Raw genomic sequence first — 15,899 nt, 5'->3', positions numbered from 1 at the left:
CGCGTGGGGGCCATGTGGCGCAAGCCTCATCCTCGCGCGGGAGAGACCGGAACCGCGCGCGGCGGAGGCCGCGTCTAGGGGGACGTGCAGCGTCATGGGTTCCTCGGCGGCAGCGCCGCGCTCCGCATCCGTGTGACAGGAAGTGTTCTCCTGGTCGCACATCTCGCGTTCGTCGCCTGGTACACGCTGCGTCCACTGGACGTCCCCTGGGTACTGCCGCCCAACCTGCGCCCGTTCGACGGGATCCGCGCCGACGTGGCGCTGGGCTGGCCCGGGGCGGCCCGCTCGCTCGGCGGGGCGCTCGCCCTGCTGGCGCCGCTCGGCGTGCTGCTGCCGATGGCCGGGGGGCGGCTGACCGGTTCACCGCTGGCCTCGCTCCTGCGCACCACGGCCGCGGCCATCCTGCTGTCGCTGGGCATCGAGCTGCTGCAGACCGGGGTGCCCGGGCAGGTCGTCGACGTCGACTCGCTGCTGCTGAACACGGCGGGCGTGGCCCTCGTGCACCTGGCCGTCGTCCCGGCGGGCCGCGCCCGGCTCCGCCGCAGGTACCGGCGGGAGGGGCGGGAGGACGTCCCCCGGGAGGAGCCCGCTCAGGGTCGGACCCCGACGATTCCCAGGGTCGGGATCGCCCCGTAGAGCGACGCTTTGTTCCGTTCGTCTCCGTAGCGTGGAGGGCAGATGAAGGGGAAGCCGAACGGCAGCCCCGCCCACACGCTCACGAAGGAGCCGCGATGTCCCGCCTCGCCCGCCCCACCCACGGCCGCATGATCGGCGGAGTGTGCGCCGCGCTGGCCCGGCGCTTCGGCACCTCCACCACCACGATGCGGGTGATCTTCGTGGTCTCCTGCCTGCTGCCCGGCCCGCAGTTCCTGCTGTACCTGGCCCTGTGGCTGCTGCTCCCCTCCGAGGAGAAGGCGGCGCGCACGGCCTGGTGACGCAGACCTGACGTTGTTCCCCTCTGGTACGCCGACGGGGCGCACCCGGTGTCGCCGGGTGCGCCCCGTCGGCGCGTGCGGGGAGGCCGGGACTCAGCTGCCGAGCGGGAGGCCGTTGACCGCCAGGCCCTGGGTGGGCAGCCCCTGCAGCGGCACACCGCCGAGCCGCTTGGAGACCGGCTCGGCCGGGCCCTCGGCGAGCTGCTCGGCGAGCACCTGCTCGACGACCGGCTGCGCGACGGTCAGACCGGTGCCGGAGACGCGACGGCCCTGCTCCAGCGCGTTGCCCGCGCCGGGTGCCACCTGGGAGACGGTCTCCGCGGGGAGGGTGCGGGCGACGGAGTCCACCGTCTGCGCGGTGTCGGGGAGCTCGGGGGCCGCGGTGGCCGCGCCGGCACCGGCGGCGGCGAAGGCGGCACCGAGAGCGGCGACACCGAGGGCCTTGGCAGCAGACTGCTTCATGAAAATGCGTCCTCGTAATGGGGTGACGGGGATGTGAGCGGTCCTCGACCGTAAACATGCCTCACCCCGCGCGGCAAACATCGAAATGCGGACGGATTGTGAAAGCCGGTCCGCGTTCCCGTATTACCGTGCGGCCCCGTTCAGCCCTCACCCTCCGAATAGCCGCTGGTCGAAGCGGTCTGCTGGAACAGCCATTCGGATTTCAGCTCGGCATATCCGGGCTTGATGACGTCATTGATCATGGCCAGTCGTTCATCGAAAGGAATGAACGCTGATTTCATCGCATTGACGGAGAACCACTGCATGTCGTCGAGCGTGTAACCGAATGCGTCGACCAGGTGCTCGAATTCCCGGCTCATACTCGTGTGGGACATCAGCCGGTTGTCGGTGTTGACGGTGGCGCGGAAGTGCAGCCGGCGCAGCAGTCCGATGGGGTGTTCGGCGTAGGAGTCCGCGGCGCCGGTCTGGAGGTTGGAGCTGGGGCACAGCTCCAGCGGGATGCGCTTGTCCCGGACGTACGAGGCGAGCCGTCCGAGCTTGACCGTGCCGTCCCCGTGGACCTGGATGTCGTCGATGATGCGCACGCCGTGCCCGAGCCGGTCGGCGCCGCACCACTGCAGGGCCTGCCAGATGGACGGCAGCCCGAAGGCTTCGCCGGCGTGGATGGTGAAGTGGTTGTTCTCGCGCTTGAGGTACTCGAAGGCGTCCAGGTGCCGGGTGGGCGGGTACCCGGCCTCGGCGCCGGCGATGTCGAATCCGACAACACCGCCGCCCGGGAGGTCGCGGTAGCGGTTGGCGAGTTCGGCGATCTCCAGGGAGCGGGCGGCGTGCCGCATCGCGGTGAGCAGGGCGCCGACGCGGATGCGGTGGCCGTTGTCCCGCGCGCGCCGCTCGCCCTCCCGGAAGCCCTCGTTGACGGCCTCGACGACCTCTTCGAGGGTGAGGCCGGCCTCCAGGTGCTGCTCGGGGGCGTACCGCACCTCGGCGTAGACGACGCCGTCCTCGGCGAGGTCCTCGGCGCACTCGGCGGCGACCCTGACCAGGGCGTCGCGGGTCTGCATGACGCCGACGGTGTGCGAGAAGGTCTCCAGGTACCGCTCCAGCGACCCGGAGTCGGCGGCCTGCCGGAACCAGGTGCCGAGCAGGTCGGGGTCGGTCTCGGGCAGGCCCGGGTACCCGGTCTCCCGGGCGAGGTCGACGACCGTGCCGGGACGCAGCCCGCCGTCGAGATGGTCGTGCAGCAGAACCTTCGGCGCCCGGCGGATCTGGTCCGGCGTCGGCGCCTTCCCGGCCCTCGCGGTGTTCGCCGCGGCGCTCTTCGCGGTGTTCTGGCTCGTCATTTCCGCACTCTAACTCCTACGCGCGTAGAGCGCGGGGCGAACGCACAGGGACGTGAATACGGGCGGAACACGGCGGCCCGGTGTACAGCTGCGCCGATATGTAACGGTGATTGCGCGGACAGGTGGCGTACACCCGGTCTTCTGAGAATGTTCTGCCATGGCACAGCAAGCGACGCCGGTCCGACAGGCCCGGCTGGGGCGAACGCTCGGTCCGGAGGGGACGGCGGTGAGCGGAGTGGTGCTGCTGCTCCCCGGCGGCGACGAGGTGTCCGGCCGCAGGCCCTCTCCGCTGCTGGCGGCCGCGTCCGTACGGGCGTTGGGGCGCCGGGTGGCGCGCGCGGGGCGGGACGAGGGGCTGGCCGCGCATGTCGTGCACTACCGCTACCGCGGCTGGAACGGCACCGAGGCGCACCTCGCCCGGGACGCCGACTGGGCCGCCGACGAGGCGGTACGGCGCTACGGCGACGTACCCGTCTGCCTGGCCGGCATCGGCATGGGCGGCCGGGCGGCCCTGCGCGCGGCCGGGCACGAGGCCGTCAACTCGGTGCTGGCGATCGCCCCTTGGTTGCCGGAGGAGGACGTGGCCGCACCGCCCGAACCGGTGAAGCAGCTGGTCGGCCGACAGGTGCTGATCGTGCACGGCACGAACGACGAACGCAGCGACCCCGAACTGTCGTTCCAGCTGGCCTCGCGGGCGAAGAAGGCCAACCGCGCGGTGTGCCGCTTCGAAGTGCACTCCGACGGGCACGGGTTGCGTCAGTACCGGGAGGAAGTCGCCGCGCTGGCGGAGGACTTCGTGATGGGCACCCTCTTCGGGCAGTCCTTCTCGCGCCCGGTGGAGGACGCGCTGGCCGCCCCGCCGCCGCTGGGGCTGCGGATGCCGCTGGCGGTGGGGTTCGGGAAGTCGTTACGGCGGTAGGGCGCGTGCAGGGTGCCAGGTGCCGGGGTCAGGACGGCAGCAGGCTCCCCCTCCTGGAGAGCAGGAAGTTCTTGAACGCGGCGACGGGCGGGGTGTCCGCGCGGCCCGCCAGCCAGGCCACGCCGATCTCCCGGGCCGCGCGCGGGGCGGTGACCGTCAGCTCGACCACGCCGGGGCGGGGAACGGCGGGCGGGGGCAGCAGGGCGACGCCGAGGCCCGCAGCGACCAGGCCGCGCAGCGTCTCCGCCTCCTCGCCCTCGAAGGCGACCTTGGGGCGGAAGCCGGCCTCCGCGCACAGGGCGTCGGTGATGCGGCGCAGACCGTAGCCGGGCTCCAGGGTCACGAAGTTCTCGTCGGCCGCCTCGGCGAGGCGGATGCGCCTGCGGGCGGCGAGGGTGTGGTCGGCCGGGACGACCAGGCGCAGCTTCTGCTCGTCGAGGCGGCGGGCGACCAGGTCGGGGGCGTCCGGGACGGGGGAGGTCAGGCAGAGGTCGAGTTCACCGGCGCGCAGGCGCTCCAGCATGGCCTCGCCGTAGTTCTGGACGAGGCTGAAGCGGACGCGGGGGTGGTCGGCGCGGAAGGCGTGCAGCAGGCCGGGTACGGTCTCGGCGCCCATGGTGTGCAGGAAGCCGAAGGCGACCTTGCCGGTGGCCGGGTCGGCGTCCGCGCGGACCTCCTCGGCGGCGCGCTCGACCTCGGCGAGGGCGCGTTCGACGGAGCCGAGGAAGGTGCGTCCGGCGACGGTCAGCGCGAGGGTGCGGCCGTGGCGGACGAAGAGGTCGACGCCCAGGTCGGCTTCGAGGCGGACGAGGGCGCGGGAGAGGGTCGACTGGGGGACGTTCATCTCCTGCGCGGCCCGGGTCACGTGCTCGGTGCGGGCGACTCCGGCGAAGTGCGCGAGGCGGGGCGCGAGCAGCGCGACGATGTCTTCTGTGTCACCGGACGGTGACAGGCGAGCCTGTGAGCTTTGCTGATGCACCATGGGAACGATTATGCCCATTCCATGCATTGGACGGATGAGTCACGGGCTCCGTACGGTCACGGTATGACTCCCGCCGATACCGGGGCGTCCACCACCGTGGGCGCCGCATCCGCAGTCTCCGTCCCCGACACCTCCGACTCGCGCATGGCCCCGGGCGGGCCCGGCTACCGCCGGATGAGCCTCGCCCTCTTCCTCGCGGGCGTCGCGACCTTCGCGCTGCTGTACTCCACGCAGGCGCTGCTGCCGCTGATCTCCGGCGACATGGGCGTCACGGCGAGCGACGCGAGCTGGACGGTGGCCGCCGCGACCGGCGGTCTGGCGGTGTTCGTCCTCCCGATGAGCGCGCTCTCGGAGCGTTTCGGGCGGCGTACGGTCATGACGGCGTCGCTGGCGGTCGCGGTGACCGTCGGGCTGCTGGTCCCCTTCGCCCCCTCGCTGCCGGCGCTGGTCGCGCTGCGCGCGGTGCAGGGCGCGGCGCTGGCGGGGCTGCCGGCCTCGGCGACGGCGTACCTCGCGGAGGAGGTCACGCCGCGGGCGCTGGTCACCGCGATCGGCCTGTTCGTCGCGGGCAACAGCGTCGGCGGGATGAGCGGCCGGGTCATCACCGGCTGGGTGGCCCAGGAGTGGGGCTGGCGGGTCGCCGTCGGCGTGATCGGCGTCGTGGCGGTGGCGTGCGCGGTCGCCTTCCGGCTGCTGCTGCCGGCGCCGAAGCACTTCAGGGCGGGCTCGCTGCGCCCACGCGTGCTGGTCCGCACGGTCCGCGACCACCTCGCCAACCCGTTGCTGCGGCGCCTGTACGCGATCGGCGCGCTGTTCATGACGGTCTTCGGCGGCGTCTACACGGTGATCGGCTACCGGCTGGCGGAGGCGCCGTTCTCCCTCCCGCAGGGTCTCATCGGCTCGATCTTCCTGGTCTACCTGGTCGGTACGGTCTCGGCGTCGACGGCGGGCCGTCTGGTGGGCCGCCTGGGCCGGCGCGGCGCGCTGTACCTGGGCGGCGGCACGACGGCGGCGGGCCTGCTGCTGTCCCTCGCCCCCTCCCTGCCCCTGGTCCTGCTGGGCCTGGTGCTGATCACGGCGGGCTTCTTCGCCGGCCACGCGGTGGCCTCCTCGGCGGTGGGCAAGACCGCCCAGCACGGCCGCGCCCAGGCCTCGGCCCTGTACCAGTCCGCCTACTACGTCGGCTCCAGCGCGGGCAGCACGGTGGGCGCGATCGCCTTCCACGCGGGCGGCTGGACCGGCACGGTCGGCATCGGCCTGCTGGCGGTACTGGGCGTCGTGGCGATCACGGTGACGGGCTCGGTTGCGGCACGGCGCACCGCGGGGGCGGTTGCGGCGGGCGCCTGAGGGTCTCGGAGGCCCGAGCGGGACGCGTCGGCGCGGACGCCGGAAGGGACGGCGCGCGACAGGCCCCCGGCCGGGGCCTCACCGGGTGGGGCCGTGCGGGCCCGGAAGGGGTCGGGGGCCTTACGGGCTCGGTGGCGTCACAGCGCACCGCGGGGGCAGTTGCGGCGGGCGCCTGAGGGTCTTGGGCGCCGGAGCGGGACGCGTCGGCACGGAGGCCGGAACCGGCGGCGCGCGGCAGGCCCCCGGCCGGGGCCTCACCGGGTGGGGCCGTGCGGGTCCGGAAGGGGTCGGGGCCGGGCTGATGGGGCCGCTTCGACCTGCGGTTTCATTTGCTGCACAGGCCATTGTCAGTCCCCTGCGGTAGCTTCCGAAGTGCGGGGCGCGAAGACGCGCACGACGGGACGGCCACAGGGGTGGGTGGACGATGACCAACGGCACCATGACGACGGAGCTGGACTCCGCGCTGGAGAAGCACCGGACCGAGCTGACCGGGTACTGCTACCGGATGCTCGGCTCCTCCTTCGAGGCCGAGGACGCGGTGCAGGACACCCTGGTCCGCGCGTGGCGCAGCTACGACAAGTTCGAGGGACGCTCCAGTCTCCGCTCCTGGCTCTACCGGATCGCGACCAACGTCTGCCTGGACATGCTGACCGCGGGCAACAAGCGGGCCCGCCCGATGGACCTGACCGAGTCCACGCCGCTCGCCCAGGCCGCCCTGTCCCCCCGCCCGGACCACACCTGGCTGGAGCCGATGCCCGACGCCCGCGTGCTGCCCTCGACCGCCGACCCGGCCGAGGCCGCGGTCGCCAAGGAGTCCGTGCGGCTCGCCTTCATGGCCGCTCTCCAGCAGCTGCCGCCCAAGCAGCGGGCCGTGCTGATCCTGCGCGAGGTGCTGGCCTGGAAGGCGAGCGAGGTCGCCGAACTGCTCGGCACCTCGGTCCCGTCGGTCAACAGCGCCCTGCAACGCGCCCGCGCCACCCTCGCCGACCGGGAGGACCGCGGCGACGGCGCGGCGGTGTCCGACCCGCTGGACGAGGAGCAGCAGAAGCTCCTGGAGCGCTACGTCGCCGCCTTCGAGGGCTACGACATGACGGCGCTGACGGCGCTCCTGCACGAGGACGCGGTCATGACGATGCCGCCGTTCGACCTCTGGCTGGCCGGTCCCGGCGACATCACCGGCTTCATGACGACGCTCGGCGCCGCCTGCGCGGGCTCGCGGCTGCTGCGGGTGGAGGCCAACGGACTGCCGGCCTTCGCGCACTACAAGCCGGACCCGGAGGCGGGCGGCTTCGCGCCGTGGGCGGTGCAGGTGCTGGAGATCTCAGACGGCCGCATCACCGGGTTCCACTGCTTCCTCGACACCAAGCGGTGGTTCCCGCTGTTCGACCTGCCGCTCCGTCTCGAAGCGGAGGCCGACCAGGTCGAGTAGCGCGTGCAGCGCGGGGTCGGCGTCGCGCAGCCGGATCCGGCCCCCGGCCCGCCGGGCGGTGAGCTCCAGGCGGGCCAGCAGATCGACGACGGCGAGTCCCGGCGGCCCCAGCCCCCCGACATCGCAGACGATCACCCCGGCCCGGGTGGCTTCCAGCAGCGCGCGCGCCTCGTCACAGAGCCGGGGTGTCTCCCCTCGGGAGACGGGCCCCGGCAGCACGAGTACGGCGGGTGTCACGGCGTCCACGTGCGGTAGACCCGGCATGCGCCCCGAACTCATCGGTGTCCGCGGGCAGAGATCACATTGACCTGCGCATGCCCTCCGCCGGAGGGTTTGCTGTATGCCCCATGCATCGCCGTGCCCCGCCGTGCCGCCGGACGTGCCCGTCCTCGCCGAGGAGGCGTCGCCGTGCAGGGGGTGCTGACCGGGTTCGCGGTCATCGCGGTCGTCATCGCCGTCGGCTACGTACTGGGGCTGCGCGGCCACCTGGGGCCGCAGGGGCGCGAGGTGCTGACCAAGCTGGCCTTCCACGTGGCGTCCCCCGCCCTGCTGTTCACCACCCTCGCGACGGCCGACCTGTCGGTGGTCTTCTCCAGCCGGCTCCTGGTGACGGCGCTGTCCACGGTGGCGGTGGCCGGGGTCTTCGTCGCGGTGGGCGTCGTACGCGGCTGGGGCGTGGGCCGGACCACCATCGGCGCGCTCTGTTCCGGCTACGTCAACTCCGGCAACCTCGGCATCCCGATCGCCGTGTACGTGCTGGGCGACGCCTCGCTGGTGGCGCCGGTGCTGCTGTTCCAGCTGGTGCTGGTGACGCCGGTGGCGGTGACGATCCTGGACCTGTCCGGCGGGGGTGCGCGAGGCCCGCTGTGGCGGCGGCTGCTGACGCCGCTGCGCAACCCGATCGCGCTGGGCTCTCTCGCCGGTGTCGCGGTCGCCGCGACCGGGCTGCGGGTGCCGGACCCGGTCATGGACCCGCTGACGCTGATCGGCAACATGTCGGTGCCGGCGGTCCTGCTCGCCTTCGGCATCTCCCTGTGCGGCTCCACGATGCCCATGCGGGGCGCGGACCGCGAACCGGTGCTGCTGGCGGTGGCGTTGAAGGCGCTCGGCCAGCCCGCGGTGGCCTGGGCGCTGGCGTCGGGGGTGTTCGGGCTGCGGGGTGCCCAACTCCTGGACGTGGTGGTGACGTCGGCGCTGCCCGCCGCGCAGAACCTGTACACGTACGCGTCGACGTACGAGGTCGGCGAGCGCCTGGCCCGGGACGCGATCCTGGTGTCGACGGTGGTCTCGGTGCCGGTGCTGGTGGCGGTGGCGGCGCTGCTGGGGTGACCCGGGGACCGGTGGGCGTCGCCCACCGGTCCCGTGCTGTCGGTCGGCCGGTCGGGGAATCCCCGATCAGGCGATGCGCTCCAGCACCACCGGCGACGCCGTGAAGTCCGTGCCCGTCGGGGCGACGTCGTAGGAGTCCTCGATCGCCGCGAGGGCGTACTCGAAGCGGTCCGGGGTGTCGGTGTGGAGGGTGAGGAGGGGCTGGCCGGCCGTGACGGTGTCGCCGGGCCGGGCGTGGAGTTCGACGCCGGCGGCGGCCTGCACCGGGTCCTCCTTGCGGGCGCGGCCCGCGCCGAGGCGCCAGGCGGCGACGCCGATGTCGTAGGCGTCGAGGCGGGTCAGGACGCCCGAGGAGGCGGCCTTCACCACGTGCTGCTCCTTCGACGTGGGCAGGGCCGCGTCCGGGTCGCCGCCCTGGGCCGCGATCATGCGCCGCCAGACGTCCATCGCGGAGCCGTCGGCCAGCGCCTTCGCCGGGTCGGCGTCCGGCAGGCCCGCCGCGTCGAGCATCTCGCGGGCCAGGGCGAGGGTCAGCTCCACCACGTCGGCGGGGCCGCCGCCGGCCAGGACCTCGACCGACTCGCGGACCTCCAGGGCGTTGCCCGCGGTGAGGCCGAGCGGGGTCGCCATGTCCGTGAGCAGCGCGACCGTCTTCACGCCGTGGTCGGTGCCGAGGCCGACCATCGTGGACGCCAGTTCGCGCGCGTCCTCGATCGTCTTCATGAAGGCGCCCGAGCCCACCTTGACGTCCAGGACAAGGGAGCCCGTACCCTCGGCGATCTTCTTGGACATGATGGAGGAGGCGATGAGCGGGATCGCCTCCACCGTGCCGGTGACGTCGCGGAGGGCGTACAGCTTCTTGTCGGCGGGGGCGAGGCCGTCACCCGCCGCGCAGATCACCGCGCCGGTGGTGTCCAGGACGTTCAGCATCTCCTCGTTGGACAGCAGCGCGCGCCAGCCCGGGATCGACTCCAGCTTGTCCAGGGTGCCGCCGGTGTGGCCGAGGCCCCGGCCGGAGAGCTGCGGGACGGCCGCGCCGCACGCCGCCACCAGGGGCGCCAGCGGCAGCGTGATCTTGTCGCCGACGCCGCCCGTGGAGTGCTTGTCGGCGGTGGGACGGGACAGGGACGAGAACTCCATCCGCTCGCCGGAGGCGATCATCGCGGCCGTCCAGCGGGCGATCTCACCGCGGTTCATGCCGTTGAGCAGGATCGCCATCGCCAGCGACGACATCTGCTCGTCGGCCACCTCGCCGCGCGTGTAGGCGTCGATGACCCAGTCGATCTGCTCGCCGCTGAGTTCGCCGCGGTCCCGCTTGGTGCGGATGACGGAGATGACGTCCATGCCCATGTATGGCTTTCCTAACGGGATTGCGGGAGTTACTTGGTGAGGTGGTCCGGGCCGAAGGCCTGCGGGAGCATCTGCGCGAGGGGGACGATCCCCGCCGGGGTGTCCAGGAGCAGCTCCGGGCCGCCGAACTCGTGGAGCAGCTGGCGGCAGCGGCCGCACGGGACGAGGACCGCGCCCTCGCCGTCGACGCAGACGAAATGCGTCAGCCGGCCGCCGCCGGTCAGCCGGAGCTGGGAGACGAGCCCGCACTCGGCGCACAGGCTGATGCCGTAGCTGGCGTTCTCCACGTTGCAGCCGGTCACCGTGCGGCCGTCGTCGACCAGGGCGGCGGCGCCGACGGCGTACCCGGAGTACGGGGCGTACGCCCGGGACATGGCGTCCCGGGCGGCCGCGCGCAGTCCGTCCCAGTCGACGGCCGTCACTTGCCCTGTCCCTTCCGGTACGACCTGCCGTTGGCCCTGGGCATCCGCAACCGCTGGGCGGAGAGCGCGAGGACGACGAGGGTGACGACGTACGGCGTGGCGGAGACGACCTGGTTGGGGACGTCGTCGGTGCCGGCGTACCAGGCGAAGACCAGGGCGCCGACGAGCACGGTGATCGCGGCCTTGACGTACTTCTTGCGGATCGCGAGCCAGATGGCGCCCGCCACCAGCAACAGCGCGCCGAGCAGCAGCAGGGCGTGCACGTTGGCGGAGCCGCCGCGCAGGTTGAGGCTGTCGGTGTAGCCGAACAGCCCGGCGCCGATGGCGAGTCCGCCCGGCATCCAGTTGCCGAAGATCATCGCCGCGAGGCCGATGTAGCCGCGGCCGCTGGTCTGGCCCTCCAGGTAGAAGGGGTTGGCCACGATGGAGAGGAAGACGCCGCCGAGGCCGGCCAGGCCGCCGGAGATGATCACGGCCAGGTACTTGTACTTGTAGACGTTGACGCCGAGCGACTCGGCCGCGATCGGGTTCTCGCCGCAGGAGCGCAGGCGCAGGCCGAACGGGGTGCGCCACAGGATGTACCAGGTGGCGGGGATCAGCGCGACGGCGATCAGGGTGAGCCAGGAGACGTTCGTGACCAGACCGCCGAGCAGGCCCGCGAGGTCCGAGATCAGGAACCAGTGCTGGTCGTTCAGGCTCACCAGCCCGTCGGAGAGGCCCGGCACCGTGAAGTGGCCGAGGGAGTCGACCGGCGGGGACTGCTTGGCCGAGCCGCCCTGGTGGCCCTCGAAGGCCAGCGGGGCGAGGTAGCGGGTGGCGCCGAGGGCGAGGATGTTGATGGCCACGCCGGAGACGATGTGGTTGACGTTGAAGGTGATCGTCACGATGGCGTGCAGCAGGCCGCCGAGCGCGCCGCCGATGATGCCGACCAGGACGCCGGTCCACGGGCCCCACTGGAAGCCGGCCCAGGCACCGAACCAGGTGCCGAGGATCATCATGCCTTCGAGGCCGATGTTGATCACGCCCGCGCGCTCGGCCCACAGGCCGCCGAGACCGGCGAGGCCGATCGGCACGGCGAGCTGGAGCGCGGTGGACATCTGGCTGACGTTGGTGATGCCGTTGGCGCCGGTGATGAGGCGGACGATGGAGGTCAGCGCCAGGGCGCCGGCGATGACCAGCATCAGGACCCCCAGCGAGATCCGGCGGCCGGCCGGCGCCCCGTGCTCCAGCGTGGGCTGGTTGAGGTCGGTTGCGGTGGTCATCGGCCAGCCACCTCCTTCTTGGTGTTGTCGGTGGCGCCGAGGACGTGTCCGGCGGCCAGCTCGGCGCCGACCCGGCGCTGCTGGCGGCGCAGACCCCACTCGCGGACGGCCTCGTAGGAGACGACGACCGAGAGGACGATCAGGCCCTGCATGATGACCGCGATCTCCTTGTCGTAGCCGTGGAAGTCCAGTTCGGGCGAGGCCTTGTCGAGCCAGGCCCACAGCAGGGCGGCGAAGGCGATGCCGACCGGGCTGTTGCGGCCGAGCAGGGCGATGCCGATGCCGAGGAAGCCGATGCCGGTGGGGAAGTTGAGGCTGTAGGTGTGCGTGTCGCCGAGCAGGATCGGGAGGCCCGCGAGACCGGCGAGGCCGCCGGAGAGGAGCATCGCGGTGAGCACCATGCGCTTGGGGTCGACGCCGCTGGCCGCGGCGGCGGACTCGGAGGCGCCGGAGGCGCGCAGGTCGAAGCCGAAGCGGGTGCGGTTGAGGACCACCCAGTAGGCGATGCCGAGGAGCACGGCGAGGATGACCAGGCCGTAGATCTCGCCGGCCGCGCCCATGTCGATGCCGGGGACCCAGCCGGACTCGTGCATCTCGCCGGTGGTGTTGTTGTTGCCGATCTTGACGCCGAAGACGTCCGGCAGCCACAGGTAGCCGATGACGGAGGTGGCGATGGCGTTCAGCATGATCGTCGCGACGACCTCGCTGACGCCGCGGGTGACCTTGAGGACACCGGCGATGCCGGACCAGAAGGCGCCGGTGCACACGGCGGTCAGGAGCAGCAGCGGGATCTGGAGGAACGCCGGCAGGTTGGCGTGCGCGCCGACGATCGCGGCCATCATGGCGGCGAGCTGGTACTGGCCGTCGACGCCGATGTTGAACAGGTTCATCCGGAAGCCGATGGCGACCGCCAGGGCGGCGATGTAGTACATCGACGCCTGGTTGATGATCAGGACCTGGATGTCGGAGAATCCGGCCTGCTCGAACATCAGGGCGAACGGTTCGACCGGGTTCTTGCCCGAGGCGATCAGGACGATCGCGCTGAGCACGAAGGCCACGGCGAGCGCGATGACCGGTCCGGCCACCGCGAGGAGCACGCGCTCCTTGTCGAACTTCTTCATCAGCGGGCCTCGTCTTCCGCACCCGGACCGTCGTCGGCCGGCGTCTCTTCGTGTTCCAGGTGGCCGCTCGCGGCGCCGGTCATCGCCGAGCCCAGCTCCTCGGGCGTGATGGAGGCGGGGTCGGCGTCCGCGACGAGCCGGCCGTCGTAGATCACCCGGAGGGTGTCGGACAGGCCGATCAGCTCGTCCAGGTCGGCGGAGATCAGCAGGACGGCGAGTCCCTCGCGGCGGGCCTCCCGGATGTGGTCCCAGATCGCGGCCTGGGCGCCGACGTCCACACCGCGGGTGGGGTGGGCGGCGATCAGGAAGCGCGGCTTGTGGCTCATCTCGCGGCCGACGATCAGCTTCTGCTGGTTGCCGCCGGAGAGCGAGGCGGCGGTGACGTCGATGCCGGGGGTGCGGACGTCGTACGTCTCGACGATGCGGCGGGTGTCCTCCTGGGAGCCCTTCGGGTCCAGCCAGACGCCCTTGCTGTTGGGCTTCTCGGTGACGTGGCCGAGGATGCGGTTCTCCCAGAGGGGCGCTTCCAGGAGCAGGCCGTGGCGGTGGCGGTCCTCGGGGATGTAACCGACGCCCTGCTCGCGGCGCTTGCGGGTGGGCAGCGCGGTGATGTCCGCGTCGAGGAAGCGAATGCTGCCGGAGTCGGCGTGGCGCAGGCCGATGAGCGCGTCGACCAGTTCGGTCTGGCCGTTGCCCTCGACGCCTGCGATGCCCAGCACTTCACCGGCGTGGATGGTGAAGGAGATGTCGTCCAGCAGGGCCTTGCCGCCCGGGGCCGCCAGGCGCAGCGCGTCGACGGTGAGGACCGGGCGGTCGGTGACCGTGGACTCGGCGGTCTCCGGGGTGGGCAGTTCGCTGCCGACCATCAGCTCGGCGAGCTGGCGCGGGGTGGTCTCGGCGGGGACGGCGGTGCCGACCGTGGTGCCCCGGCGGATGACGGTGATCTCGTCGGCGACCGACAGGACCTCGCCCAGCTTGTGGGAGATGAAGATGACGGACAGGCCCTCGGCCTTCAGCCCGCGCAGGTTGTCGAAGAGGGCGTCCACCTCCTGCGGCACGAGCACGGCGGTCGGCTCGTCGAGGATCAGCGTGCGGGCGCCGCGGTAGAGGACCTTGAGGATCTCCACGCGCTGCCGGGCGGCGACGCCCAGCTCCTCGACCAGGAGGTCGGGCTTGACGCCGAGGCCGTACCGCTCGGAGATCTCCTTGATCTTCCGGCGGGCCTTGGCGCCGATGCCGTACAGCTTCTCGCTGCCGAGGACCACGTTCTCCAGGACCGTGAGGTTGTCGGCGAGCATGAAGTGCTGGTGGACCATGCCGATGCCGCGGGCGATGGCGTCGGCGGGCGAGGAGAAGGCCACCTTCTCGCCGTCGACCGCGATGGTGCCCTCGTCCGGCTTCTGCATGCCGTAGAGGATCTTCATCAGCGTCGACTTGCCGGCGCCGTTCTCGCCGACGAGGGCGTGCACGGTGCCCTTGTGGACGGTGAGGTGGATGTCGTGGTTGGCCACGACGCCGGGGAAACGCTTGGTGATCCCGGCGAGTTCGACGGCGGTCACCGGTTCGTTGACCGCCGCTCCGGCCGGAGGGCTGCTGGACGCGTTGATGGCGCACACTCCTGGGGACGGGGGCCGTCTACGCGCGTAGCGCCCCTACGGCATCTAAAAGCGGCGGCGGCACATCGACACGACGGGGTACGCGGAGGGGGCCATCGGCGTCCTCCGCGTACCCCGCCGAGCGGTGCGACCGGCGCGGTTACACGCTGTTCGAGGTATTGCTGCTCAGCTGCTCGGTACTCAGCTGCTCTTGACCTTGATCTCGCCGCTGATGATCTTCTCCTTGGCCGTCTTGATGGCTGCCTGGAGCTCGGCGTCGTCCGCGAACTTCGGGTTGGAGTCCGAGAGACCGACCTCGCCGGACTTCAGATCGCCCCGAACGATACCGGTCTCCGGCTTGCCGTCCTCGACCGACTTCGAGAGGTTGTACACGGCCTTGGCGACGTCCTTCGTGGCCGAAGTAAGGATGTAGTCCTTGTACTTCGCGAGGGCTTCCTGCTTGTACTGGTCGGAGTCGACGCCGATCGCCCAGACCTTGTTGGCTGCGGCGGCCTCGATCACGCCCTGGCCGGAGAGACCGGCGGCCGCGTAGACCACGTCGGCCTTCTTCTCGATCTGGCCCTCGGCGGCGGTCTTGCCCTTGTCGGGGCTGGAGAAGCCGCCCTCCTCCGCGGTCTGCGTGAGGTACTGGGAGAGGACCTTGACCTTCGGGTCGGTGTCCTTGACGCCCTGCGCGAAGCCGGCCTGGAACTTGTGGATCAGCGGGATGTCCACGCCGCCCACGAAGCCGACCGTGTCGGTCTTGGTGCTCTTGGCCGCGGCGACACCGGCGAGGTAGGAGGCCTGCTCCTCGTTGAAGACCAGGTCCGCCACGTTCTTCGACTTGATCGTGGCGTCGTCCACGATGCCGAAGGTGGTGTCCGGGTACTTCTCGGCGGCGCTCTTCAGCGCGGCGGCGTACGCGTAGCCGACACCGACGACCGGGTTGTAGCCCTGCTTGGCCAGGGAGACCAAGCGCTGCTCCTTGTCGGCGTCGGTCTCGCCGTCGGTGGGCTCGACGTCGGCGGTCTCGTAGCCGAACTCCTTCTTCGCCCGCTCCAGACCGGCGTACGCGGCGTCGTTGAAGGACTGGTCGCCCTTGCCGCCGACGTCGTAGGCGATGGCGAGGCCCTTGTCGCCGTCGGAACCCGACCCGGAGGAGGTCGAGGTACCACCGCAGGCGGAGAGCGCGAGGGCCAGGGAGGCGGTCGCTGCGCCTGCGACCGTGATCCGGGAAATCCGGCGCATGTCTGGTGCTCCTGTCGTACAAGCGCCGGGGACGGTTCGGCTACGGCGCGGGTTTCGCCGCAGATTAACGCGCGTAGACCTGCCTGAAAACCCCTTCTGTCCACCTTGTTATCCGCCCGTGAGCTAGGGGGCCCGCAGGGGCGGGAAGTCTTGCCGGA

The 15,899-nt window shown here is 71.8% G+C and carries 16 protein-coding genes; 6 read left to right on the top strand and 10 right to left on the bottom strand.

From position 1 onward, the window contains the following. The first annotated feature begins 84 nt into the window (after nucleotides 1-84). Nucleotides 85-636, top strand: a complete 552-nt coding sequence (locus ACFC1X_RS10570) for a VanZ family protein (protein ID WP_122615915.1) — start codon at nucleotides 85-87, stop codon at nucleotides 634-636. 95 nt (nucleotides 637-731) lie between these two features. Further along, a complete protein-coding gene (locus ACFC1X_RS10565; RefSeq protein ID WP_064729508.1) occupies nucleotides 732-935 on the top strand; it encodes a PspC domain-containing protein in 204 nt (67 codons plus the stop codon). Nucleotides 936-1,028: 93 nt separating this feature from the next. Here ACFC1X_RS10565 and ACFC1X_RS10560 read toward each other — a convergent pair whose 3' ends face one another. After that, entirely contained in the window at nucleotides 1,029-1,397 is a 369-nt protein-coding gene (locus tag ACFC1X_RS10560; protein ID WP_376350854.1) for an ATP-binding protein, read from the bottom strand. Nucleotides 1,398-1,537: 140 nt separating this feature from the next. Then, the gene (locus tag ACFC1X_RS10555) at nucleotides 1,538-2,737 is read right to left on the bottom strand and encodes an adenosine deaminase (protein ID WP_376350851.1); all 1,200 of its coding nucleotides are present in this window, start codon (nucleotides 2,735-2,737) and stop codon (nucleotides 1,538-1,540) included. Nucleotides 2,738-2,894: 157 nt separating this feature from the next. Here ACFC1X_RS10555 and ACFC1X_RS10550 point away from each other — a divergent pair, with 157 nt between their 5' ends. Then, nucleotides 2,895-3,656 (top strand): alpha/beta hydrolase, encoded by a 762-nt coding sequence (locus tag ACFC1X_RS10550; protein ID WP_376350849.1) that lies wholly within the window; start codon nucleotides 2,895-2,897, stop codon nucleotides 3,654-3,656. 28 nt (nucleotides 3,657-3,684) lie between these two features. Here ACFC1X_RS10550 and ACFC1X_RS10545 read toward each other — a convergent pair whose 3' ends face one another. Further along, on the bottom strand, nucleotides 3,685-4,638 hold the full coding sequence (locus ACFC1X_RS10545; RefSeq protein ID WP_376350846.1) for a LysR substrate-binding domain-containing protein: 954 nt from the start codon (nucleotides 4,636-4,638) through the stop codon (nucleotides 3,685-3,687). Nucleotides 4,639-4,701: 63 nt separating this feature from the next. Between ACFC1X_RS10545 and ACFC1X_RS10540 the strand changes: the two genes are divergently transcribed. Together ACFC1X_RS10540 and ACFC1X_RS10535 are read left to right on the top strand one after the other, a co-directional pair. Then, complete coding sequence (locus tag ACFC1X_RS10540) at nucleotides 4,702-5,985, top strand: MFS transporter (RefSeq protein ID WP_376350843.1); 1,284 nt, start codon at nucleotides 4,702-4,704, stop codon at nucleotides 5,983-5,985. A gap of 424 nt (nucleotides 5,986-6,409) precedes the next feature. Then, on the top strand, nucleotides 6,410-7,414 hold the full coding sequence (locus ACFC1X_RS10535) for a sigma-70 family RNA polymerase sigma factor (RefSeq protein WP_376350840.1): 1,005 nt from the start codon (nucleotides 6,410-6,412) through the stop codon (nucleotides 7,412-7,414). Here ACFC1X_RS10535 and ACFC1X_RS10530 read toward each other — a convergent pair. Next, nucleotides 7,307-7,678 carry an STAS domain-containing protein gene (locus ACFC1X_RS10530; RefSeq protein WP_376350838.1) on the bottom strand — a complete coding sequence of 124 codons (372 nt, stop codon included), beginning with the start codon at nucleotides 7,676-7,678 and terminating at the stop codon, nucleotides 7,307-7,309. The genes ACFC1X_RS10535 and ACFC1X_RS10530 overlap by 108 nt on opposite strands. Nucleotides 7,679-7,822: 144 nt before the next feature. On the opposite strand from ACFC1X_RS10530, the gene ACFC1X_RS10525 reads away from it, so the two are divergent. Next, complete coding sequence (locus ACFC1X_RS10525) at nucleotides 7,823-8,743, top strand: AEC family transporter (RefSeq protein ID WP_376350835.1); 921 nt, start codon at nucleotides 7,823-7,825, stop codon at nucleotides 8,741-8,743. Between the two features lie 66 nt (nucleotides 8,744-8,809). Here the strand turns inward: ACFC1X_RS10525 and ACFC1X_RS10520 are convergent, their stop codons facing one another. The 6 genes from ACFC1X_RS10520 to ACFC1X_RS10495 form a co-directional block, all read right to left on the bottom strand. Further along, a complete protein-coding gene (locus ACFC1X_RS10520; RefSeq protein ID WP_376350832.1) occupies nucleotides 8,810-10,093 on the bottom strand; it encodes a thymidine phosphorylase in 1,284 nt (427 codons plus the stop codon). Nucleotides 10,094-10,122: 29 nt separating this feature from the next. Next, nucleotides 10,123-10,515 carry a cytidine deaminase gene (locus ACFC1X_RS10515; protein ID WP_125493310.1) on the bottom strand — a complete coding sequence of 131 codons (393 nt, stop codon included), beginning with the start codon at nucleotides 10,513-10,515 and terminating at the stop codon, nucleotides 10,123-10,125. Beyond that, complete coding sequence (locus tag ACFC1X_RS10510; RefSeq protein WP_376350829.1) at nucleotides 10,512-11,777, bottom strand: ABC transporter permease; 1,266 nt, start codon at nucleotides 11,775-11,777, stop codon at nucleotides 10,512-10,514. Before ACFC1X_RS10510 ends, ACFC1X_RS10515 begins: the two co-directional genes overlap by 4 nt. Next, the gene (locus ACFC1X_RS10505; RefSeq protein WP_376350826.1) at nucleotides 11,774-12,898 is read right to left on the bottom strand and encodes an ABC transporter permease; all 1,125 of its coding nucleotides are present in this window, start codon (nucleotides 12,896-12,898) and stop codon (nucleotides 11,774-11,776) included. The genes ACFC1X_RS10510 and ACFC1X_RS10505 overlap by 4 nt, the downstream gene beginning before the upstream one ends. Further along, complete coding sequence (locus tag ACFC1X_RS10500) at nucleotides 12,898-14,457, bottom strand: ABC transporter ATP-binding protein (protein ID WP_376351052.1); 1,560 nt, start codon at nucleotides 14,455-14,457, stop codon at nucleotides 12,898-12,900. The genes ACFC1X_RS10505 and ACFC1X_RS10500 overlap by 1 nt, the downstream gene beginning before the upstream one ends. 237 nt (nucleotides 14,458-14,694) lie before the next feature. Beyond that, nucleotides 14,695-15,741 (bottom strand): BMP family protein, encoded by a 1,047-nt coding sequence (locus tag ACFC1X_RS10495; protein WP_376350823.1) that lies wholly within the window; start codon nucleotides 15,739-15,741, stop codon nucleotides 14,695-14,697. Nucleotides 15,742-15,899 lie beyond the last annotated feature (158 nt).

Source organism: Streptomyces sp. NPDC056128 (assembly GCF_042263835.1).
GTDB lineage: Bacteria > Actinomycetota > Actinomycetes > Streptomycetales > Streptomycetaceae > Streptomyces.
This window is presented reverse-complemented; position numbering and strand designations above follow the sequence as displayed.